Origin of the sequence: Kitasatospora sp. NBC_00240 (assembly GCF_026342405.1) — a bacterium.
In the GTDB taxonomy this organism is placed as follows: Bacteria; Actinomycetota; Actinomycetes; order Streptomycetales; family Streptomycetaceae; genus Kitasatospora.
Genome location: NZ_JAPEMU010000001.1, coordinates 8,083,126 through 8,108,227, shown reverse-complemented (window position 1 = coordinate 8,108,227; position 25,102 = coordinate 8,083,126). Strand labels below are relative to the sequence as shown.

Below are 25,102 nucleotides of genomic sequence, written 5' to 3'. Positions count from 1 at the left end.
GGTCAGCGACCCCCGTTGTCCGTGGTGCGGCCGGCGTCGTCGAACGACCGGCGGATGTGCTCTGCGGCGGCTTCCAGTCCGAGGGAGTCGCTCAGGTAGCTGTCGATGACGTCGTCGAGCAGCGCGTCCGGCAGCCCGGCCGCCGCTGCGTCCGTCCCGCCCCCGGGACCGGCGGCACCGGGGCCGTCGAACTCGTGGCCGTCGACGCCAGGGCCGTTGACGTCAGAGCAGTCGACCGGATTCTCCGCGATCCAGTACCGCTCGCGGGCGAAGGGGTACGTGGGCAGCGGGACGACCCGGGCCGTGCGCCCCGGGTGGAGGCTGCCCCAGTCGAATTCGAAGCCGTTCACCCAGAGGTCCAGCACCTTGGCGTACTTCCCCTTGGCGATCCAGGCTTCGAGGATCGCGCCCATGTCCTCGTCGGCGGTGAGCGCGGACAGTGCCCGGTCCTGGCGCTTCACCCGGCCGCGGTGCAGCCCCTCGGTCCGCTCCGGGCGGTCCAGGAAGCCCTGCAACCGCTCCCGCAGCTCGCCGAGGGAGCCGACGACCGTGCCCAGCCGCTCGGGCATGGCCTCGCGGCCGGTCTGCAGCGTGTGGGCGACATCGGTGACGGACACCCCGCGCCGTTCCCCGGCCGGCAGCCAGCGCAGCAGTGCGGCGGCCTGCTCCCGCAGCCGCTCCTCGTCCTTGGCGGAGAGGACGACGAGGGCGGGGCCCCCGGCCGGCGCGCCCTCGGCGGCCGGCTCGTTCCGGACGTACTCCTCGATCACCACATGGGCGTTGGCGCCACCCGCCCCGAAGGACGAGACGCCGGCCCGGCGTGGCACCTCGGCGGTGACGCCGTCCAGGGTGACGACCGGACGCTTCCACTCCGCCTGCTCCCGCTGGAGCACGAACGGCGTCGCGTCGAAGTCGATGTGCGGATTGAGCGCCTCGGCGTGCAGGCTCGGGGCCAGCTCGCCGTGCTGGAGCTGGAGCACCACCTTCAGCACGCCCGCGATGCCGGCCGCGGCCTCGGCGTGGCCGATGTTGCTCTTGGCCGAGCCGATCGCGCAGTACTGGACGTCCCGAGTGTCGCCGGAGAACGCCCTGGTCAGGCCGTTGATCTCGATCGGGTCGCCCAGCGCGGTGCCGGTGCCGTGGGCCTCGACGTAGCTGATCGTGCGCGCGTCGACGCCGGCCCGGTCGAGCGCCTGGCGCACGACCTTGCCCTGCGCCACCGGGTTCGGCACGGTGTAGCCGTTGGTGGTCCCGCCGTGGTTGATGCTGGTGCCCCGGATGACGGCGTGGATGTGGTCGCCGTCCCGCTCCGCGTCCTCCAGCCGTTTGAGCACGATCGCGCCGACGCCCTCGCCGGGGACGAAGCCGTTGCCGCCGAGCCCGAAGCTGCGGCACTTCTCCTCGTCCGCCAGCATCTGGAGGTTGCACAGGTTGAGGTAGCTCGACGGGTGCAGGTAGAGGTTCACCCCGCCGGTCACGGCCAGCCGGCAGTCACCGCGGAGCAGGTGCTCGCACGCCTCGTGGAGCGCGGTCAGGGACGAGGAGCAGAGCGTGTCGACCGGCATGCTCGGGCCGTTGAGGTTCAGCTTGAACGAGACGCGGTTGGCCGCCGACCCGAAGGAGGTGTACGGGTACGTGGTGTCGCCGCGGCGCCACCGCTCGGGCCCGTAGAGGTTGTGCCCGGCGCGCGTGATGCCCACGAAGACACCGACCTCGCCGTCGAACTCCTCCTCGATGCGGGCCCGCGTGTAGCCCGCGTCCTCGAAGGCCTTCCAGGTCTCCTGGAGGAACAGCCGCTCCTGCGGGTCGATCTCCAGCGCCTCGTTGGGCGTCATCTCGAAGAACAGCGGGTCGAAGTCGGCGAAGCCGTCGAGGAAGCCGCCCCACTTGCTGTAGCTCTTGCCCTCCGCGGCGGCCTTCTCCTTGTCGGGCTCGAAGAACCCGTCGAGCGGCCAGCGGTCGGCGGGGATCTCGGTGACGGAGTTCCGCCCGGACCGCAGGTTCTCCCAGTACGCGTCCAGCGTCTCGGCCTGCGGGAAGCGGGCGCTCATCCCGACGATCGCGATGTCACCGGTACGGGCCGGCGCGGCGGCGGGGCGTACCGGTGCGGCCGTCACCACCGGGGCAGGCGTCGTCACCGGGACGACCGGGGCGGCCTGCACGGGCGCGGCGACCGGGGCGACCACGGCGACCGGGGCGGGCGCAGCGGCCTGCACGGGCACGGCGACCGGGGTGGCGGCCGGCGCGAGGCCGACCGCCCGCTCCAGGGCCTCGTCCTGACGCTCGGCGAAGTGCTCGGTGAGCCCCTCGACGGTGCGGTACTCGAAGAAGAGCGTGCTGCTCACCTCCCCCAGGTCCTTCTTGAGGTTGTTGAGGAGCTGGAGGATGAGAATCGAGTCGATGCCGTAGGCCGACAGCGCCTCCCGGACGTCGATGGACTCCGCCGGGATCAGCAGGGTCCGCGCGATCAGCTCCCTGAGGTAGGTGCGCATAGCGTCCCTGAACGCCGCCGGGTCCACCCGCACGGGCTGCGGAGCGGTGACCTCCGGCGCCTGCGGAGCGGTGGCCTGCGAAACGGTGATCTGCGGAGCGGTGGCCTCAGGTGCGGTGACCTGCGGTGCGGTGGCCGCCACCGGCCGCGGCGCCGCGGACCGCGCCCCGGCCGGGGCCGGCGGCTCGTTGCCGTCGGCCTGGCGGATCACGCCGTCGCTGAAGGCCACGACGACCTGCTGGCCGAGCGGGTGCGCGTCCCGCGCGGGGAACTCGACGGCCGCGAAGCCCTCCCACTCCAGGACGGACTGCCACATCCGCGGCTCCAGCCCCGGACCGCCGGCGTCCCGCAGCTCCGGGTCGTCGTACAGCCACCAGCCGTCCAGGAGGGCGAAGGTCAGCATGCCGAACACGGTGTAGCCGTCGATCTCGTTCACCACGACGGCGCCGCCGGGCCGCAGCAGGGCCTTGCTGTTGCGCAGCGAGACCCGGATGTCCTTGGTCGCGTGGAGCACGTTGGTCGCGATGACGAGGTCGTACCCGCCCTCCTCGAACCCCTGCCCCGCCACCGGGCGTCCGGCGTCGTACAGCTGGGAGCGCAGGAACGGGTTCTCGGCGCCCCACTGCTGCTCGCCGTGGATGAGGAAGGCCCGGGAGAGGTCGGTGTAGCAGTACTCGCCGATGTGCTCGGCGTACGGGCGCAGCCGGCGCATGACCGTGGCGGTGGTGCCGCCGGTGCCGGCGCCGACCTCCAGGATGCGGAACTTCGCGCCCGGGTTCTCCGCCAGCCGGCGCTCGACCAGGGCGACGGTGCAGTCGCCGACGACGTCGTTGAAGTAGTCGGCGATCATGTTCCGCTTGTAGATGCCCTCCACCAGGTCCAGGGAGGAGCCGGGGAAGATGACGTCGACCGCGGAGGTCGCCCCGGTGAGGATGCCGGTCAGGGCGCGGAGGGTCTTGTCGACCAGGTCGACCGAGGCCCGCAGCTCCGGGTCGGCCAGCCACGCCCGCTTGTTGCGCTCCCACTCGGCCGCGGTGGCGGCCGGGTCGAGCGGGCTCACCGCTGCGGCGCGGTAGCCGGTGCGGGTGTCGGAGCCGGTGCCGGTCCTGACGAGGTGGCCGTGCTGCACGAAGAGCTCGAGGGTCTCCTGGAGCCAGCGGTCGTACTTGCCGATGATCCCGGTGGCCTGCTGGAAGGAGGCGGCGTCGAAGTCCCCGCCGGCGAACCAGCCGCGGCCGTGCAGCTCGCACCAGAGCAGCTTGGCGAGCAGCGCGTCCAGCTCCCGGAGCTTGTCCTTCGCCTGCGTCTCGACGGTCTGCAACGCGGCCTGGCGCGAAGGGAGTTCGGGAGTGATCGGGCCGGCCGGCGCGGCCGCCGGGCTCAACACCCGGACGGACTCGTGGTCCGCGTAGGCCTCGAACCGCTCCGGCTTGCGGGTGTTGACGTAGACCAGCTGCCCGAGCGGGGCGGCCAGCAGCCGCTCGACCGCGTCCATCGCGAGCGCCGGGTCGATGTCGCCCAGGCCCTCCTGCTGGTAGATCCGCTCCCGGACGTGCTGCGGGACGTCGAGGCCGCTGCCGACGGCACCCCAGTAGCCCCAGTTGACCACCTTGACCGCGTAGCCGCGCTCGGCCGACAGGCGCTCGGCGAGGGCGTCCTCGAAGGCGTTGCCGGCCACGTAACTGCAGTAGCCCATCGTCTGGTTGATCGAGGCGATCGAGGAGAAGTAGAGCAGGAAGTCGAGCCCCTCGGCATCGAACACCTCGGCCATCCGCACGCTCGCGTCGACCTTGGCGCTCAGGCCCTGGCGGAACTGCTCCTCGCTGGTGTTGGGCAGGCTCTGGTCCACCAGGCCGAAGACCGACTGGACCACGCCGTGGACGATGCCGAACCGCTCCTTGACCTTCGCGTACGCCGCCCGCAGGGACTCCGGGTCGGCCGCGTCCGCGGGGACGTACCAGGGCGCGGGGCCCAGGGCGGCCAGCCGGTCGATCTTCCGCTGGACGGCGTCGTCCTGCTCCCGGCGGCCGATCCAGACCACCTGGGCGCCGAAACGCCGGACGACGTCCTCGCTCCACAGCTCGCCGATACCGCCGGCTCCGCCGAGGACGACGTAGACGCCGCCCTCCTTGTACGGGGTCCGGGCCGGCGCGGGCAGCTCCGCGGTGGCCAGGCTGCGGCGGAACCACTGCCCGCCCCGCAGGGCCCGTACCGTCCGCGCCGGAGCGCCGAGCAGGTCGGCGATCGGGGCCGGCCCGGCCGCGCCGACGTCGAAGGACTTCACGGCCCAGTCGGGCAGTTCCTTCGCCATCACGCCGGCCAGTCCGAGCACGGCCGCGTCGGCGGGGTGCACCGTCTCGCCCGGGAGCACGGACTGGGTCTGCCGGGTCACCACGGTCCAGCTGAGCTCCTCGCTGCCGTAGCCCAGCGCGAAAAGGGCCTTGGTCAGGCGGAAGAAGGTGACCACGCCGGCGTCGGTGCGCCGGAGCAGCTCGGTGGCACCGGCGCCGTCGCGGGCCGCCGGGACACCGTCCTCGGCGGGCGAGATCCAGACCAGGTGCCGGACGGTGCCGACGCGGCGCAGCGCAGCGGTGAGCGCCTCGACGCTCCGGGTGTCGGCGGCGGTGAGGAAGTGCGGCGCGGCGCAGCGGGCGGCGACGGCCGCGTGCTCGGCGGCGTCTCCCCCGACGACCACCACGTTGCCGTCCAGGGCAGGGCCGGCGGCCTGCGCCGACGTCTGCCCGGGGGCGGGCTCACGGACCCAGAGCGGCACCAGTGACAGGTGGTCGGGGTCCTGCGGCCCGGCGGGGCGCCCGGCGATGGCGGCCGGGGCCGCGGCGGTCAGGGCCGGGGCGGCGGCGGCCGGGCGCTGCGACCGGTCCTCCTCGGGCAGCCAGTAGCGCTGCCGCAGGAAGGGGTAGGTGGGCAGCGGCACGCGCAGGTACCCGCCGGCGGCGAAGAGCCGCGCGTACTCCAGCTCGTAGCCCTGGAGGTACAGGTCGCGCACGGCCTCCAGCTGCTCCGTCCGGGCCGTCCCGGCGGCGCCCTCGGCGCAGCCACGGATGCAGCTGTTGCCGAACTGCTCCAGGGAGGTCTGCGGGCGCGGCGCGTGCTCCGCCAGGTCGGCGACGCGCACGTGCTCCTCGCGGCCGTCCGCGAGCCACTCGCGCAGCCGCGCGGCCAGTTCGACGCTGTCGCGGGCGACACAGGCCAGGCGGACCGGGCAGTGCCGGCGGCCCAGCAGCAGGGTCAGCGCGACATCGCCCAGTTCGACGCCCGGGTTGCCGTCCAGGTGGTCCAGCAACTGGGATGCCTGGGTGTGTAGTTGGTCACGGGAGAGGGCGGAGAGCACCACCAGGTGGCCGGTGACGGCCGGTGCGGCGCGGCGGGGCGCGGGGGCCTCCTCGATCACCAGGTGGGCGTTGGTGCCGCTGAAGCCGAACGAACTGAGGGCGGCCAGCCGCGGGCGGCCCGCCTCGGCCGGCCAGTCGCGGTGGACGGTGTTCACGTAGAACGGGCTGCCGCGGAAGGCGATGTGGGCGTTGCCCTGCTCGAAGTGCAGGGAGCGCGGCAGCTCGCGGTGGCGCATGGCGAGCAGGATCTTGGCGAGGCCGGCGACGCCGGAGGCCGGTGCCGCGTGCCCGATGTTGGTCTTCACCGAGCCGATCGCGCAGTACTCCGCCCTGTCGGTGTAGTGGCGGAAGGCCCGGCTCAGCGCCTGGAACTCGATCGGGTCGCCGAGCTTGGTACCGGTGCCGTGGGCCTCGACCAGCTGGATGTCGGCCGGGTCGATCCCGAAGGTGTCGTAGACCGTACGCTCCAGCCGTTCCTGCGACTTGGCGCTCGGCGCGGTGATGCCGTTGGACGTGCCGTCCTGGTTCAGGCCCGAGGCGCGCACCACACCGTGGATGTGGTCGCCGTCGGCGAGGGCGTCGCTCAGCCGCTTGAGCACCACCATGCCGACGCCCTCGCCCGGGACGAAGCCGTCCGCCCGCTCGTCGAAGGTGTGGCACTGCCCGGTGTCGGAGAGCATGCCCGCCTTGTGCGCGGCCAGGTAGTAGTCGGGGGCGCACTGCACCGAGACCCCGCCGGCCAGCGCCAGCTCCACCTCGCCGGCGCGCAGCGCCTGGCACGCGAGGTGGACGGCGACCAGCGAGCCGGAGCAGGCCGTGTCGACGGCGATGGCGGGGCCCTGGAGGTCGAGGTAGTAGGAGATCCGGGCCGGGATGATCGCCTCGGCGTTGCCCCACATGGCCTGGGCCGGGGCGTCCTCGGCGGGCGCGGTCAGGTAGTCGCTGATCTGGGTGCCGATGTAGACGCCGCAGGCCCGGCCGTGGACCGCCTCACCGGCGTAGCCGGCGTCCTCCAGCGCCTTCCAGGACTCCTCCAGCGTCAGGCGCTGCTGCGGATCCATGTAGGTGGCCTCGAGGCCGGATATCTGGAAGAACATCGGGTCGAAGAGGTCGATGTCGTCCATGAGCGAGGCGTACCGGGGGTGGCCGGCGCCCGGCGACACGTACGTCGAGAGGTCCCAGCGGTCGATCTCGCCGACCAGGCCGCGACCGGCGGCGAGGTGCTGCCAGAGCTGGTGGACGTCCTTCGCGGTGCCGAACCTCCCGCTCAGGCCGATGATCGCGATCGGCTCGGTGGACGGGTCCGCGGCGGGGACGGCCGGCGCGGTGGCTTCCGGTGCGGCGGCGGCCGGGGCGGGAGCTTCGCGAGCGGGGATCACGGTGGTCACCACGACCGGTGCGGGGGCGACGACCGCGGGGAGGACCACGGGGACGGCCGTAGCCGGGACGGCGGGCGCGGGCCCCACGGTGAGGGCGGCGGCCAGCTCGTCGCGGTGGTGCTCCACCACGTACCGGGCCAGCGCCCGCACCGAGCTGTGGTCGAACAGGTCGGTGGCCGCCAGCGTGATGCCGAGGGCGGCGTTCAGATCCTGTGTCAGTCCGACGCCGAGGATGGAGTCGACGCCGTAGTCGGCGAACGCGTCCTCCTCGGAGATCTCGCGGCGGTCCAGGCCGAGGGACTGCTCGATCTGCGTGACGATCGCCGCCCGGACGCGCGCCTCGGCGGCCGCGCCGTCGAGGACGCCGGCCGGGGCCGTGACGTCGGCGGGGGCAGCGGCAGGGGCAGGGGCCGCGACCGTGAGGTCGGCCGGGGCCGCGACCGGGGCCAGCAGCGCGCGCGCCTGCTCCGGGAAGGCGTCGGCCACGTACGCCGCCAGCGCGCGCACCGAGCTGTGGTCGAACAGGTCCGTGGTGACCAGCACACCGCCCAGGACTTCGTTGAGGTCCTGGATCAGCTGCACCCCGAGGATGGAGTCCACGCCGTAGTCGGCGAACGCGTCCTCGTCGTGGATCTCGCTCGCGGACAGCCCCAGCGAGGTCCGGATCCGGGTGACGATCGTGCGCTGCACCTGCGCCCGCACCTCGCCCTCGCTCGCGAGCGGCACGCCGGCGACGGCAGTGACCGCAGTGGCGGTAGTGACGGAAGCGACGGAAGCGACGGCTGCGGCGGCGGCGGGCGCGGTGGCGACCGCGGCCTGCGCGGCCGCTGCGGCGCCGGCCCGGGCCACGACGATCTGGTGCCCCGCCTCGTGCACCGCGGCGGCCGGGAAGGCGACGGGCCCGAAGCCCTCCTCCGCCAGCACCGTCCGCCAGCTCTCGGGCGCCAGGCCCGGGCAGCCCTCGATCCGCAGGTCGGCGTCCCGGTAGAGCCACCAGCCGTCGAGCAGGCCGAAGGTCAGGTGCAGGAACAGCGTGCGCGCGGCCATCTCGTTGAGCAGGAGCTCGCCCTCGGCGCCCAGCAGCGCCTTGGCGTGCCGGACGGCCGCCCGCACGTCGCGGGTGGCGTGCAGGACGTTGGTGGCGAGCACGATGTCGTAGCCGCCCTCGGTCATGCCCTGGGCGGCGGGGGCGCGCTCCACGTCGAAGAGGTCGAACCGCACGTACGGGTGCTCGGCGCCGAACTCCTTCTGCCCCTTGAGCAGGAAGTACTTCGACAGGTCGGTGTAGCGGTACTCGGCGATGCCGTCGCGGTACGGGGCGAGCCGGCGCAGCACCTTCTCGCTGGTGCCGCCGGTGCCGGAGCCGATCTCGAAGATCCGCACCCGGCGGGCCGGGTCCCGGTCGAGCAGGTCCGCGACCCGGGCCGCGACCTGGTCCGCCATGATCTCGTTGAGGGCGTCGGCGCTGTCGCAGTGCCGGTAGACGCCCTCGACCAGGGCCATCGAGGAGGCGGGGAAGATGACGTCGGTCGCCGGCCGGCGGCCGGTGAGGACCTCCGGGAACGCGCGGATCGCCGGATCCAGCAGGTCGAGGTAGGCGCCGGCGCCGGTGCTCCCCTGGCGCAGCGCGTCCCAGCGGCGCCACACGGCGTCACCGTCGGCCGGGGCCTTCGCGGTCGGCGTGTAGGTCCCGGCGCCGTGCTCGCGGTACTCCAGGTAGCCGTGGCCGGCCAGGATGCGCAGGCTCTCGTCGAGCCAGCGGTCGTAGCCGCCACCGGGCTTCAGGGCGGCCCGGAGCTCGGCGACGGAGCCGCCCGCGGCCTTCAGCCCGATCGCCCGCAGCTGGGTGAACAGGAGCTCGCAGAGCAGGTCGTCGTCGAAGCCCCGGGCGCTGCCGGAGTCGGCGAGGACGCGCCGCAGCTGGCGCTCGTCGGCGGCCCGCGGCCGACCTGCGGCGCCGGAGACACCGGCGGCGGAAGCATCGGGGACACCGGCCGCCGGCTGCCCGGCGCGCCTCAGGGTCGTGGTCTTCTCGACGGCGAGCTGGTCGAACGGGCCGGAGAGCAGCGCGTCCAGCGCCGCCATGCCCTCGGCGGGCTCGATGGAGCCGATGCCGTCCAGCTCCATCCGCCGCTGGTAGGCGTCCGCGGCGACGACGCCGACGCTGCCCCAGTAGCCCCAGTTCATCACCTTCACGGTGGCCGGCCAGGTCTGTCCGAGGAGCCGGGCGAAGGCGTCCTTGAAGACGCAGCCGCAGACGTAGTTGCTCTGCCCGGCGGAGCGCTGGAAGGAGTTGAGCGAGGAGAAGAACAGCACGAAGTCCAGCGGCTCGCCGGCGAAGACCTGGGCCATCCGGACGCTGACGTCCACCTTGGCCCGGACGGCGGCCCGGAAGCGCTCCTCGGTCATCCGCGCCACGCTCCGGTCGAGCAGGGCGATGGCGGAGTGCACGACACCGTGGATCTGCGGGAAGCGCGCCTTGACCTGCGCGACGGCGGCCGCCAGCGAGTCCCGGTCGGTGGCGTCGGCCTGGAGGTACCAGGGCGCGGGCCCCAGCAGGGCCAGCTCGGCGATCCGGGCCCGGATCGCCTCGTCCTCGGGGCGGCGGCCGATCCAGACCACCTGCGCCTGGTAGGTGCGCACGACGTGCTCGGTCCAGGCCGCCCCGAGGCCGCCCGCGCCGCCGACGACCACGTAGACGCCGCCGTGCTTGTACGCCGTGGTGTCCTCGCGGACGGCCTCGTCGGCCGGCACGGGCACCAGGGTCTGCCGGTACCAGGCGCCGCCGCGGTGCGCCCAGGTGGCGGCCACCGGCTCGGTCGGGAGGTCGAGTGCCTCCCGCAGGACGGCGTCGCGCAGCTCCTCGACGTCGGCGAGACGCACCCGCCAGCGCGGGTTCTCCTTCGCCAGCGAGCCCAGCAGGCCGTGGACGCCGGCGTGGGTCGGGTCGACCTGGTCGGCGTCGCCGACGAACTGGCTGCGGACCGTCACGGCGGTCCACTCCAGCGCCCGCTTCTCGTAGCCGAGCGCGAGCAGCGCCTTGGCCAGCCGGAAGCCGGCGTACGCGCCCTCCTCCTGCCGCTCCACCAGGGCGTCGCTCTCCGGCCCCACCGGCGCGGCGCCGCCCGCGACCCAGACCACGTGGTCGTAGGCCGCGCCGCCGCGCGCCAGCCGGGCCTGGAGGCCTTCGACGGTGTCGCCCGCCCGCAGCAGCAGGACTTCGACGCCCTCCTGCCCGGCGAGGACCGAGCCCAGGGCCTCGGGCTGGTCGCCGACGAGCAGGATCCGCCCGCCCGGGCCGCGCTGCACGGCCGGCGGGAACGGCTGCTGCGCCTGCTCCCAGACCGGCTTCAGCACGGTCAGCCGCCCGGCGGCGGCCGTCACGGCGGACGGCGCCGGGGCGGGCGGCGTCGCGGCGTCGCGCCGCACCGGGCGGGTACTGAACGCCCTGATCCGCACGCTCACGTTGCCCTGCGCGTCGCACAGGTCGATGTCGAGCTTGTCGCCGCCCTGCGCGGTCGCCCGCTCGCTGCGCCGAAGCCACGCCCACATGGTCGGCGCGCCGGGCCCGAGGATCTCCAACTCCTCCAGCGCGTACGGCAGGTGGGCGCCGTCGGTGGCGTCCAGCAGGCCGATGGAGGCCTGCAGTGCGGCGTCGAGCAGGCTGGGGTGCAGCACGAAGCGGTCGAGTCCGTGCTCCGCCGCAGCCGGCAGCGCCAGCTCGGCGAGCACCTGCCCGTCTCCGGCGAACATCCGCACCAGGCCCTGGAAGGCCGGCCCGTACGCGATCCCCTTGCGCCGGTACGAGGCGTAGGCCTCGGCGGCGGCGATCTCGAAGGAGCCGCACTCGGCCCGCAGTCGGGCCAGGTCCAGCGGGGCCGGCCGCGGGGTGTCGGTGACCACGACGCGGCCCTGGCTGTGCACGGCCGGCTGCGCGCCGACGACCGGGGCGAGGATCCGGTAGCGCACGCCGGTGCTGTCCGGTTCCAGCTCGACCCGGACGTCCGACGGGGTGTCACCGACCTTGACCGGCCGCATCCAGACGACGTCCCGGATCGAGACGGTGCCCGCCGGCCCGCCCCGCTCCGCCCGGTCGGCGGCGTGGGCGGCCCGGGCCAGCTCCAGGTGGGCCACCCCGGGGAGGATCTTCTCCCCGCCGACCACGTGGTCGCGCAGGAAGAACTCCCGGCCGGTGAGGGTCGTACCGGCCGGCCGGCCGGGCTCGGCGGCGCGCTGCAGCAGCGGGTGGCCGGCCGCGCCGGCCGCCGGCCGTGCGACGCCCTGCCACAGCTGCTTCCTGGCGAAGGGGTAGCCGGGCAGCGAGACCGGGGCCGGGCGCCGGCCGCCGAACAGCCGCAGCCAGTCGAGGTCGTTCCCCTGGCAGTAGGCCTTGGCGGCGGCGCGCAGCGCGTCGGTGTGGAGCGCGGCGTCGTGGTGCAGCCGGGCCGCGTGCTCCAGCAGCCGGTTGCCGGCCTCGCGGACCTCCTCCTTGGCCGCGAAGCCCTTCGGCACCCGCGCGGTGAAGACGTCGGGCGCCTGTCCGTCCCGGGCCCACTGCCGCAGCAGGCGGGCGGCCTCGGCGGCGTCGCGGGCCACCACGGCGCAGCGGTGCTGGAAGTGCGGCCGGCCGTCGAGCAGGGTCGCGGCGCTCTCGCGCAGGCCCTGCGGGCGGGTGGCGTCCTCCAGGAAGTCGATCAGGTCGGCGACGCGCTGGCGCAGCGACTCCTCGGACTTGGCCGACAGGGCCAGCAGGTGGGCGGGCGCCGTCGCGGCCTCGTCCTCGTGTCGCACCGGATAACTCTCCACAACCATGTGTGCGTTGGTCCCGCTCATCCCGAACGAGCTGACGGCCGCGAGGCGCTTTCGTCCGGCGCGCTCGGGCCACGCCCGGTTCGCCTTGTTGACGAAGAACGGACTGTTCTTCCAGGTGATGTACTCGCTCTCCTGCTCGCAGTGCAGGCTCGCCGGGATCGTCTCGTGGCGCATGGCCTGGACGAGCGCGATGAGGCTGACGAGGCCGGAGGCGGCGAGGGTGTGCCCGACGTTCGACTTGACGGACGTCAGGGCGCAGTACTGCTGCTTGTCGGTGAGGCCCTTGAAGGCGTCGTTGAGCGCGTTGATCTCGACCGGGTCCCCGAGCCGGGTGCCGGTGCCGTGCGCGACCACGTACTCGATGTCCGCCGGGTCCACCCCGTACTGCCGGTGGACGGAGCGCAGCAGCTCGGTCTGGGCGTCGCCGTTGGGGGCGGTGATGCCGTTGGAACGGCCGTCGTAGTTGATGCCGCTGGCGCGGATGACGGCGTGGATCCGGTCCCCGTCGGCGACGGCGGCGGAGAGCTTCTTCAGGACGACGACGGCGACGGCCTCGCTGAGCACCATCCCGTTGGCGCGCTTGTCGAACGCGTAGCAGACGCCGTCCTCGGAGAGCATGCCGGCCTGCTGGGTGCCGTCCAGCAGCTGCGGGGTGGTGATCAGGCTGACGCCGGCGGCCAGGGCGGTCTCGCACTCGCCGTTGCGGATGCTCGCGCACGCCTGGTGGGCGGCGACGAGCCCGGAGGAGCAGGCCGTGTTGAGGGCCATCACCGGGCCGGTGAGGTCCAGGAAGTAGGAGAGCCGGGCGGCGAGGATGCCGTCGTGGTTGGCGGTGATGCTGCCGGCGCCGCGGGCGAGGTCACCGTAGTCGCCCTGCTCGACGCCCACGAACATGCCGACCTTGCGGGTTTCCGCGGGCTTCCAGCCCGCGTCCTCCAGCGCCCGCCACGACTCCTGGAGGAGCAGCCGCTGGCGCGGGTCGAGGCTCTGCGCCTCCTTGGGGGAGATCTCGAAGAACAGCGGGTCGAACTCGTCCGGGGCGGACAGCTGGCCGACCCGGAACGCGCCGAACCGGCTGTCCTCGGGCTCGCCCCAGAGCGCGAGCCGGTCGCGGCCGATCGGGGTCACGGTGTCGCGGCCCTCGGCGAGGACGGACCACAGCTGGTCGACGTCGTCCGCCCCGGGGAAGCGCCCGCTCATGCCGATGACGGCGATGGCGTCGTCGTCCGCGCCCTGTCCGGCCGGGGACGGGGCCGGGGCCGCGGGCTCCGGCCGGGTGCCGGCCGCGGCGGCCTCGGCGACGGCAACGGCTTCGGCGGCCCGGGCGGGTTCGACGGCCGGGGTGGGTCGGGCGACCGGGGTGGGCTCGGGCGCGGCCCGGTCCACCGCCTCCCGGAACCAGTCCGGCTCCGCCACCTCGGCGGCGGGCGAGGCGGCGGGCGAGGCGGCGGGCTCGGCGGCGTCAGAAGCGCCGCCGCCGTAGAACGCGCCGAGGACGTCCCGGTGCTCGGCCGCGAACCAGCCCCTGAGCTTGCGCAGCGTGGAGTGGCTGTAGAAGAGCGAGGGCGACACCTCGACGCCGTAGTGGGCGCCGAGCCGGGCGGCCAGCTCGGCCAGGCTGACCGAGTCGAAGCCGTAGTCGGCGAGGTTGTCGTCCTCGTAGATCTTCTCGAGGGCGATGTTGACGGCCCCGCTGACGATCTCCCGCAGGTCCCGGTCCAGGCCCTCGTCGAGGCTCACCGCCGAAGCGACCGGCGGCGCCGGGGCGGTTGCCGGCTGCGACTGTGGCTGCGTCAGGCCGAGGAAGCGGACCACCCGGCTCGGCCTCCCGACCAGGATCATGTGCTGGGAGGCTTCCTGGGCGAGCAGCTGCTCGAACAGCGCGATGCCGTCCTGCGTCTCCAGGAAGTCCTGGCCGCTCGACCGCAGGAGCATCGTGGTGGTGTCCTGGTCGAAGCCCATCCCTCCCTCGCGCCACAGCGGCCAGTTGACGACGACCGTCCGGCCGGAGAGCTGCCCGGCCTTCACCCGCGCGTCGCGGTGGGCGGCGTAGGCCATCTGGAACCGGTTGCCGACCGCGTAGTCGCAGGTGCCGAAGTCGCCGATGACGGCCGAGGTGGAGGAGAAGTAGCAGACGAAGTCGAGCTTCTCGCCCGCCAGCGCCTCGTCCAGGGCCAGCGTGCCCCGGATCTTGGGCTCCAGAATCTGCTCGAAGGCGCTGAGCTCCTTCTGCAGGACACTGCCCTCGCCCTGGACACCGGCCGCGTGGACGACGCCGTCCAGCGGCCCGAAACGCTCACGGGCCCGCTCCACGACGCGCTTCATGTCCTGCGCGTCGGCGACGTCCGCCTGCACGTACTCGGCCCGGGCGCCGGCGGCGGTCAGGACGTCGAGCTTCTCCTGCCGCGCCGGGTCCTGCGGGGAGCGCCCGGTCAGGACCAGGTCGGCCCCGTAGTTCTCGGCGAGGTGCCGGGCCACGATCATGCCGAGGCCGCCGGCTCCGCCGGTGATCAGGTAGGTGCCGCCGCGCCGCAGGGCGCCGGGGCGCTCGGCGAGGGCCGCCGGCCGGACCCGGCTGACGAAGCGTCCGCCGGCGCGGTGGAGCACGCTGACGGCCTTGTCGGTGCGCAGCTCGGCGAGCAGCCGCTCGGTCCACGCGGCCGCGGTGGCGGGCCGCTGCGGGTCGGCGGCGTCCTGGAGCACGACCACCACGGACAGCTGCGGCAGGACGAGGCCCAGCGAGCGCTCGAAGCCGATGTTCGCCTCCAGCAGCGCACGCCCGACGCCGTCGCGGTACTCCCCGGCGAGCACGAGACGCCGTGCGGGGAGCTTGGCCGCGGCCACCGCCTGAATGGTCAGGACGACGTCGCCGAAGTCAGCCGGCTCCGAACCAGGCTCCAGTGCACGGAGGTTGACGATCGCGTCGATGCCGGGCCGGTTCGCCGCGAGGTCGCGGAACGCCTCCCGGTAGTCCTGCGGCTCGCCGCGCCGGACTTCATAGCTGTCCGGGGTCACCTTGCGGTAGGCGTCGCCGAAGCCGACGAAGGCCACCGGCAGGGCGGGGTCGAGCGCCCGGACGGACCGGGCGATCTCGGCCTGGCGCTCCGCGCCGGTGCAGAGGAAGACGATCCCGCCGAGCGGCCGGGCCGCCCCGTCCAGGGCCTGCGGCTCCCAGCCCTCCACGAAGGCGAGCGACCGGGTCGGCTCCGCGGGCACGGCGACCGTCACGGTCCCGGCCGGCGCACCGGCCGAAGCGGCGACGACCGCTGCGGCAACCGGCGTTGCGGCGGCCGGTACGACGGCCGGCGACTGCACCGGGGCCCGGCCGAGGGACAGCGGCCTGGGCGCCTCCAGCCAGTGCCGCTCCTGCGCGAACGGGTACGTCGGCAGCGGGACGCGGCCCACCTCGGCGCCTCGGGCCAGGGCGTCCCAGTCGAGGCCCAGGCCCTTGACCCAGAGCTCGGCCAGCTTCTCGCCCCGGCCGCGCGCCAGCCAGCGGGCCACCACCTCCTGCATCTCCTCGTCGGCCTCCAGGAGGGCGACGGTGTCCCTGTGTTGGCGCACACCGGCGTGGAAGACGTCCTCGACGCCCTGCCCGCCGTCCAGGAAGGCCCGGAGCTTCTCGCGCAGCACGTCGTGGCTGTCGACCACCAGGGCGAGCCGTTCCTCCATCGCCTCCCGGCCGACCTGGAGGGTGTACGCGATGTCCGGCAGGGCGGCGTCGCGGCCCTGCTCCGACAGCCAGGCGAGCAGCGCCTGCGCCTTCTCCCGCAGGCGGTCGCCGTCCTTCGCCGACAGCACGACGATCTGCGGCTGCGCGGTGCGGCCGGTGCTCGGGCGAGGCTCCTGCGCCGGGATGTACTCCTCGATGATCACGTGCGCGATGGCGCCGTGCGCGCCGAAGGAGGAGACCCCGGCGATCCGGGGCAGCTCCTGCGTCACGCCGTCGACCGTCCGGGTGGGGCGGGCCCAGGGCTCCAGCTCCTGCTGGACGTAGAACGGCGTGTTCGCGAAGTCGATGTAGGGGTTCAGCTTCTCGGAGTGCAGCGACGGCGCGAGCATCCCGTGCCGCATCTGCAGCAGCACCTTGGTGACGGCGACGACGCCGGCCGCGCCCTCCAGGTGGCCGATGTTCGACTTGACCGACCCGATCGGGCAGTACTGCTTCTTCGCGGTGTGCTTGCGGAAGGCCCGGGTCAGACCGGTGATCTCGATCGGGTCGCCGAGCGAGGTCCCCGTCCCGTGGCCCTCGATGTAGCTGATGTCCTCCGCCGAGAGGCCGGCGTCGGCCAGCGCGGCGGTGACCATCTCCGCCTGGGCCAGCGGGTTGGGCACGGTCATCCCGTTGGTCTTGCCGCCGTGGACGGTGGCGACGCCGCGGATCACGCCGTGGATGTGGTCACCGTCGGCGACGGCCTGGTCGAGCGGCTTGAGCAGGACGCAGCCGACGCCCTCGCCGGGAACGTAGCCGGTGCCGCCGTCGCCGAAGGAGCGGCAGCGCCCGTCCGCGGCGAAGAAGTTCATCTGGCTCAGCGACACGTACTTGTTGGGGTGCAGCGAGAGGTTGGCCCCGCCGGCGAACGCCAGCGTGGCAGTGCCGTTGCGGATGCTCTCGACCGCCATCGCGATCGCGTAGAGCGAGGACGAGCAGGCGGTGTCGACGGTCAGGCTCTGCCCGTGCAGGTTGAAGAAGTACGAGACGGCGTTGGAGGCCGCGGCGCGGTCGGAGAGCACCACCTCCTGGCCGCTGAGCAGCTGGTACTCGTTCCACATCATGCCCAGGTACACGCCGACCTTGCGGGCCTTGTCGGCGCTCAGGGTCTTGCGGGTGTACCCGGCGTCCTCCATCGCCTCCCAGGCGGACTGGAGGAAGAGGCGGCTCTGCGGGTCGGTCAGCGCGGCCTGGTTCGGGGACATGTTGAAGAACAGGGCGTCGAAGTTCTCGGCGCCTTCGATGAATCCGCCCCACTTGCTGCTGCTCTTGCCGGGCGTCTTCTCGGCGGCGTAGTGCTCGTCCTTGTCCCAGCGGTGCGCCGGGATCTCCTCGATGCAGTCGTCGCCGCGCTCCAGGACCTTCCAGAACTCGTCGAGGTTCCAGGCCTTCGGGTAGCGGCCGCTGATGCCGATGACGGCCACGTCACGCGACCGTCCGGTGGTCTGCGGACGCTCCTGCACGGCCGGCACGGCAGTGGCCGCAGGGGCGACGGTGGCGGTGGCGGTGGCCGGGACGGTGGCAGCGGGCCGGGGCGGGACCGACTGCGGGGGGGCGGCCGGGGCCGGGGCGGCGGGCTGCCCCAGGTCCAGCAGCTCACGCAGCCGCTCGGCCTGATTCTCCGCGAAATACCCCGCCAACTCGTCGATCGTCCGGTACTCGAAGAACAACGTCCCCGGAATCGACTCGAAATCCTTCCCCAGAAGCCGCATCAACTCCATGATCTGAATCGACTCGATACCGTACTCACCCAACTCCGCAGCAGCATCGATCCGCCCCTTCGGAATCCGGAACACCTGCGACAAACGGTCCTTCAAATACTCGACCGTCCGCCCCACCAACTCCTCCGAACCACCCACCACCGGCACCGACCCCACCGGGACAACCACCCCGACCGGGGCCGGAGGAACCGCCTCCCCCAGGCCCAGCAGCTCACGCAACCGCTCCGCCTGATTCTCCGCGAAATACCCCGCCAACTCGTCGATCGTCCGGTACTCGAAGAACAACGTCCCCGGAATCGACTCGAAATCCTTCCCCAGAAGCCGCATCAACTCCATGATCTGAATCGACTCGATACCGTACTCACCCAACTCCGCAGCAGCATCGATCCGCCCCTTCGGAATCCGGAACACCTGCGACAAACGGTCCTTCAAATACTCGACCGTCCGCCCCACCAACTCCTCCGAACCACCCACCACCGGCACCGACCCCACCGGGACGGTCACCCGGGCCCGGACCGACGGGCGGGCCGTCGCGGCGGGCACGGCCGCCCGCACCGCCGGGGCCTTACGGGCCGCCTCGGCCCGGTCGGCGCCGGCCACCCGCAGCACCTTCTCGATCTTCGCCCGCTCGCCCTTGGTCACCACCACCTGGGTCTCGCCGGAGACCAGGATCTTCAGCAGCGCCCGGATGCCCTCGGCGGTCCTGAGGCCGCGCATGCCCGAGTAGTCGTAGTACAGCGTTTTGGCCGTGCCGTCCTGCTCGATGTCGCCGAGCATCCCGCCCTCGTCCCAGTAGGGCCAGTTGACCGAGACGCTCCGGCCGTGGCGCAGGCCCTCGGCCCGCTGCGCCTCCCGCTGGTGGGCGTAGGCGTCGAGGAAGCGGTTGGCGGCGGCGTAACTGCCCTGCCCGAAGTCACCGACGTAGGCGGCGATGGACGAGACGAGGACGAAGAAGTCCAGCGGGTCCTGCTGCGTCAGCTCGTCCAGGTGGACGGTGCCGTGCAGCTTGGGCGCCAGGACGGCGTCGAACTCGGCCTGTTCGGCCTCCATGACGCCCGCGCTGCCGACCAGACCGGCGCTGTGGAAGACACCGTCCAGCGTGCCGAAGCGCTCGCGGGCCGCGGCGAGCGCCCGGCCCAGGTCGGCGCGGTCGGCGACGTCGCAGGCGAGGTAGAGCACCTCGGCCCCGGCCGCCTCCAGCGCGGCGAGCTTCGCGCTCCGCTCCGCGTCGGGCTGCCGGCGGCCGAGCAGGACGAGCCTGGCCCGGCACTGCTGGGCGAGGTAGCCGGCGAGGTGCAGCCCCAGCGCCCCGGCGCCGCCGCTGATCAGGTAGACGCCGCCCTCCTTCAGCGGCAGCGCGGGGGCGGCGGGCTGCCCGCCGCCGTTCCACGGCCGCAGGACCCGCTCGGAGCGGGTGCCCCCGGTGTACCGGATCTCGTGCCCGCCACGGGCGGTCGGGCCCTCGGCCAGGCGCATCTCCCGCAGCACGCCGGCGGCGACCGCCTCGGCGCCGGCCTCCGCGTCGAGCTGCAGGGTGTTCATCCGGAACAGGTGGTTGACGGGCGTCATGGCGCGTGCGAACCCGGCGAGCGCCTCGGCCGCCGCCGCACGGGCCGGCTCCTGCCCGCCCGGCAGCACCGCCAGGTACCGGACCTCGTGCTCGACGCCGACCCGGTGGACGGCCCGGAACAGGTGGCGCAGGCTCTCCAGCCCGAGGGTGATCCCGGACCGGCCGGGCGTCAGCGCCCAGAGGTCGGCGATCCGGTGCGGCAGCTGGCCCCGCTCGTCGAGGGTGCGCAGCAGCCGGTCGAAGTCGGCGCCGTTGCCGCGGTCGACGGTGAAGACACCCGGGGACGGCTCCGCGAAGGCCGGACCTGCCGTCACCCGGACCACCCGGCCGAGGTGGCCGGCGGCGAGCCGCGCCGGGCGCGCCTCGTCGTCGTCCAGGACGAGCAGCACGCCCTTCGCGCCGTCGGCCGTGTCCGGCTCCTGCCCGGCGCTCTGCTCGGCGGCCTCGGTCCAGCGCGGGACGTAGAGGTGCAGTTCCTCGTCCTTCTTGGCCGCGAACTCCTTGAAGACGAGGCCGGTGGCCCGTACGCACTCCGCGCCGCTCTCGTCGCAGATCGCGAGGTTGACGCTGACCGCGCCGTCGCGGGCGATCCGGTGGATCGTGGCGTGGCAGTAGGAGACGCTCGGGATGGGGGCGAAGACCACGAGCTCTTCGAGGCTGAACGGGATTCTCAGCACGCCGTCCTGCTCGCCGATCCCGCGCAGGGTGTTGAGCGCGGCGTCGAACAGCGAGGGGTGCATGGTGAACTCGGGGAACTCGTCCGCCAGGCCGTCGCCGAGCACGATCCGGGCCAGGGCCTCGGTCTCGCCGCAGTGCAGCGTCTCGATGGCCTGGAAGGTCTCGCCGTAGCCGAAGCCCAGTTCGCGGAAGCTCGCGAAGATCTCCGCGTTCTCCTGGCGGCCGGTGCAGCGCCCCAGAATGGCGGGGATGTCGATGCTGCCCCGCACCCGCGAGGGCTGCTCGGCGGCGTAGTTCACGCGGCCCTGCGAGAAGACGGTCCGCCGCCCGTCGCTCTCGCTGTGGATGAGGTACTCCAGCGAGTCCTGCTTGAGCGGGCTCAGCTCGATGCTGACCGTCCGGGAGTCGCCCTCCAGGACGATCGGCTGGCCCCAGATGATGTCCTGGAGCGTCACGGCCTCGGAGCCGCTGGAGAGCCGGGCGGCCGTGTAGGCCATCTCCATGTGGGCGACGCCCGGGAGCAGGATCTTGCCGTCCACCACGTGGTCCCGCAGGAAGAACTCGTCCTTCGACAGCTGCTTGCCGAACCGCTGTACATGGAGCGTGGATTCGTTGCCGTCCAGCAGCGGGTGCAGGCGCGGGCGGGCGCCCCGACCGGCCGCCAGCAGGGCGGAACGCGAGACGTTCGGCTTCGCCTCGGCCCAGTAGGTCTCGCGTGCGAAGGGGTAACCGGGCAGTGAGACGCGCAGCGGCGGCCGGTCGCCGAACAGCTGCTCCCAGTCGAGCTCGTAGCCCTGGCTGTAGAGGTCGGCCAGGGCGCGGACGGCGTCCTGGTAGCGTCCCGGGTCCCCGGCCGAGACCGCGGCGCGGGCGATCAGCTCGTTGCCGTACTCGGTGAGGGCGACCTGGGGCCGGAAGTCGCGGCCGGCCACCCCGCGGAACAGCTGGGGGGCCTTCTTGCCGTCGAGGAGCAGCTGGAGCAGCTGCTCGGCCTCGGCCCGGGTGGCGGCGACCAGCGCGCAGCGGTGCGCGAAGTGGTGCCGGCCGCCGAGCAGGGTGGCGCTGATCCGGTCGAGGCCGGTCCCCTCGGCCCCGCCGCCGCGCAGGTGGGCGAGCAGCTCCGCGGCGCGGGTCCGCAGTGCCTCCTCGGTCTTGGCGGAGAGCACGAGCAGGTGGGAGGGCCGGTCACCGGAGCCGGGGCCGGCCGGCTCGGCGCCGTAACTCTCCACCACGACGTGGGCGTTGGTGCCGCTGATGCCGAAGGAGCTGACCGCGCCCAGTCGCTTGCGGCCCGGCTCGTCCTTCCAGGGCCGCGCCTCCCGGTTGACGTAGAAGGGGCTGTCCGCCCAGTAGATGTAGTCGCTCTCCTGCTCGCAGTGCAGGCTGGCGGGCAGCGTCTCGTGCCGCAGCGACTGCACCAGGCCGATCAGGCTGACCACGCCGGAGGCGGCCAGGGTGTGCCCGACGTTGGTCTTGGCCGAGGTCAGGGCGCAGTACTGCTTCTTGTCGGTGTAGCGGCCGAAGACCCCGGCCAGCGCGTTGACCTCGATGGGGTCGCCGAGCCGGGTGCCGGTGCCGTGCGCCACCACGTGGTCGATGCCGGCCGGATCGATGCCGAACCGCTCGTAGACGCTGCCCAGCAGGGCGGCCTGCGCGGGCTCGCTGGGCGCGGTGATGCCGTTGGTCCGGCCGTCGTAGTTGACGCCGCTGGCCCGGATCACCGCGTGGATCCGGTCGCCGTCGGCGACCGCCTTCGACAGGGGCTTCAGCACGACGACGGCGACGGCCTCGGCCATCACCAGGCCGTTGGCCCGCTTGTCGAAGGCGTAGCAGACGCCGTCCTCAGACAGCATGCCGGCCTGGGTGGCGTGCTCGAAGAACTTGGAGGTCGAGAGGAGGTTGACGCCGGCCGCGACCGCGGTGTCGCACTCACCGCTGCGCAGGCTCAGGCAGGCCTGGTGCACCGCCGCCAGGCCGGCCGAGCAGGCGGTGTTGATGCTGAGGACCGGGCCCGAGAAGTTCAGGAAGTAGCCGAGGCGGGCGGCCAGGATGCCGTCGTGGCCGGAGGTGAGAGTCTCCTCGTCCCCGGTGAGTCGCTGGTAGTCGCCCTGTTCGGCGCCGACGAACATGCCCATGGTGTTGTCGCGGAGCTGCTTGGCCCCGTACCCGGCGTCCTCCAGGGCCCGCCAGGACTCCTGCAGCAGCAGACGCTGCCGCGGGTCCATGGTCTCGGCCTCCTTGGGGGAGATCTCGAAGAACAGCGGGTCGAACTCGGCCGCGCCGGGCAGCCATCCGGCCCGGACGCCGGTCACGTCGAGCGGGCTGCGCCAGCTCTCCAGCCGGTCCGCGGGTATCCGCCCGATCGCCTCCCGGCCCTCGGCGAGGAGGTCCCAGAACTCGTCGACCGTCCTGGCCTGCGGGAACCGCCCGCTCATCCCGATGACGGCGACGGCGTCGTCGGCGGCCGCGCCGGCGGCCGAGGGGGCGGGGGCGGTTGCGGCCCGCGCCGCCGGCGGCCCGGCGAGGACGGGACCGGTGTCCTCGGCGACCCCGTAGGTGCGCCGCACCGCGTCGCGGTGGTCCCGGACCAGGTGGTCCCGGACCATCTCCAGCGTGAACCAGGTGTAGAAGAGCTCGGGCGTGACGTCGATCCCGAAGTGCTCGCTCAGCCGCAGGGCCAGCTGCGTGTTGCCGACCGAGTCGAACCCGACGTCGGTCAGCCGGTCCTTCGGGTGGATCTCGTCCGCCGCGAGCTTCAGGACCTGGCCGGCGATCGCCCGGAGATCCGCCTCGACACTCTCTTCGACGCCCAAACCTGCCCACTCCCCGCGGCGGGCGTTTCCGCCCGCGTCCGATGCTGGTGCCTCGTGCCCGACTGCTCGCGGCCCGGCCGCTTCGTTCCCTGCTGCTTCGTGCTCGACCGCTTCGTGTTCGACCGCTTCGTTCCCTGCTGCTTCGTTCCCTGCTGCCTCGTTCTCGGCTGCTTCGTTCTCGGCTGCCCGGTGCCCGGCGACGTGCTGCCCGGCTGCTGCCCGCCCCGCCGGCGCGGGCGCGCCGCCGGCGTCCGGGGTGATCCAGAAGCGCCGCCGGTCGAACGCGTAGGCCGGCAGGCGGAGCCTGCGTGCCCCGGCGCTCCGGAACAGCTCCTCCCAGGGGCCGTCGGCCCCCTCCGCGAAGGCCTCGGCCAGCGCCAGGAGCTGTTCCGTGTACTCGTCCGCGGGAAGATCCGCGCCGAGGTGGAAGGTGTCCGCGGCCTCCTGGACCGGCTGCACCGCGGTCCGTTCCGCGTCGTCCGGGGCCGGCCGCTCGGCGGAGCTCGGGTCGTGGAAGCAGTTGCGGGCCCGGCCGGACTCCAGCAGGCGCCTGAGCTTCACCCGGAGTTCGTCGGCGCTCCGGACCACCAGGGCCGTCCGACGGTCGAGGTGCTCACGCCCGAGGAGCAGCGTGGCGCTGAGGTCCGTCAGGTCGACGCCGGGCCACTCCTGGTCGAGCCAGTCGGCCAGGTCGCGGATCCGCCGGTCCAGCGCCGTGGTGGTCCGGGCCGAGAGGCAGATCACGTAGCCGGGGCGGGGCTGCGGGGTGACCGCGGGGCGCGGCGGCGCCTCCTCCAGCACGACGTGCGCATTGGTGCCGCCGAAGCCGAAGGAGCTCACCCCGGAGCGGAGCGGGAGGGGCTCACCCGCCGCCGAGAGCTGCGGCTTCCAGGGGCGCAGCGATTCGACGATGTGGAACGGCGTGCCCTCCAGCTCGATGCGCGGGTTCAGGGCGCGGAAGTTGTGCAGTCCCGGCAGCTGCCGGTGGCCCATCGCCAGCAGGACCTTGATGAATCCGGCGATCCCCGCGGCGGCTTCCAGGTGGCCGATGTTCGGCTTCACCGAGCCCAGGCCGCAGTGGCCCGGCCCGCCGCCGGCCGCGTCCGCGCCGGGCTTGTCGTCCGCGCCGTTCTCCGTGGCGCCGCGCGCCGCCCGGAAGCCCTTCAGCAGGCCCTGGATCTCGACCGGGTCGCCGGTCGGTGTGCCCGTCCCGTGCGCCTCGACGTAGCCGATGCTGTCCGGGGAGATCCCCGCCCGGCGGATCGCGTCCGCGATGACCTGTGCCTGCGCCTCGTCGTTGGGGTAGGTCAGGGTGCGGGTGCGCCCGCTGTGGTTGGCGGCGCTGCCCTTGACGACGCCGTGGATCGTGTCGCCGTCGCGGACGGCGTCGGCGAGCGGCTTGAGCAGGACCAGGCCCGCGCCCTCCCCGCGGACGTAGCCGTCGGCCCGCTCGTCGAAGGTCTTGCAGGAACCGGTGGGGGAGAGCATCCCGGTCTTGGAGAAGGAGACGTTCCGGCCCGGCGTCAGCACCAGGTTGATCCCGCCGGCGAGCGCGACACCGCACTCGCCCTGGTTCAGCGACCGGACGGCCAGGTGCAGGGCGTGCAGCGAGGCGGACGACGCCGTGTCGACGGCCACGCTCGGGCCGCGGAAGTCGAAGAAGTGGGAGATGCGGTTCGCGATGACCGCACCCGCGGTTCCCGTGGAGTGGTGCGCCGCGACCTCGCGCAGCTCCCTTTCCTGGAGCTCCTTGTAGTCCAGATTATAGGAGCCGAGGAAGACGCCGACGTCGGTGCCCGACAGCGCGTCGGGCCGGACGGCGGCGTCCTCGATGCACGTCCAGGCGAGCTCCAGCATGATTCGCTGCTGCGGGTCCATGCTCTCCGCCTCCAGCGGGGAGAGATGGAAGAACGCCGCGTCGAAGGCATCCACATCGGTGAGGAAGCCACCCCATTTGCTGATGCCCGTACGCACCGCCCCGGCGCCCGGTCTGCCGGCCGGCGAAGCGTATTTTCTCCAGTCCCAACGGCTTCGGGGGACTTCCTCGATGTGCGAGCGACCGTGTTTCAGGTTGTCCCAGAACTCGCGATAGCTCTCCGCCCCGGGAAACCGGCACGCTATGCCGATGACGGCAACGTCGTTCTTCTGCATGGGAAGACCCCTCTTGACATCCCGGTGGCCCGGCCGTGACGGACTGCCGCCGTGGCTGTGCCACGGCAGCGGGCGCGTCTCGGCATCGAGAATCAATTGCACATGTCGGAGCCGGAACGCCGGACAGGGATCAACAGGCACACCGGACCGGCGTCATTGCCGGATCCCGCCGACCGGTGCCAGGACCTCGCCCGACCTCGCCCTTTCGGCGCAGCGCAATCCGCCCCGTCCTTGGATGACGATCAGCCGAATTGCGTGTCGGTTCGTGCCTTGATGCGCTCCCAGCCGCCGCGGTCCTCTTTCGCGCAGGCCCTGACCTGCGCTTGTCGAATGCCCGCACTGGTGGCATTCCGTCCGCCGGCGGCCCGGGACAGCTCGGCACGGGCAGGGGTATTCCATGATGTCCTGCGGGTCAAGGCCCT

Annotated in this window: 1 protein-coding gene; it reads right to left on the bottom strand. The window is 73.2% G+C overall.

Annotated elements, in window-relative coordinates; translation table 11 throughout:
- Positions 1–2: 2 nt before the first annotated feature.
- Positions 3–24,680 carry an SDR family NAD(P)-dependent oxidoreductase gene (locus tag OG689_RS34695; RefSeq protein WP_266324968.1) on the bottom strand — a complete coding sequence of 8,226 codons (24,678 nt, stop codon included), beginning with the start codon at positions 24,678–24,680 and terminating at the stop codon, positions 3–5.
- Positions 24,681–25,102: the final 422 nt, after the last annotated feature.

Coding starts and splice junctions, on each gene's coding strand:
- OG689_RS34695 (WP_266324968.1), bottom strand. CDS start 24,680: ATGCAGAAGAACGACGTTGCCGTCATCGGCATAGCGTGCCGGTTTCCC.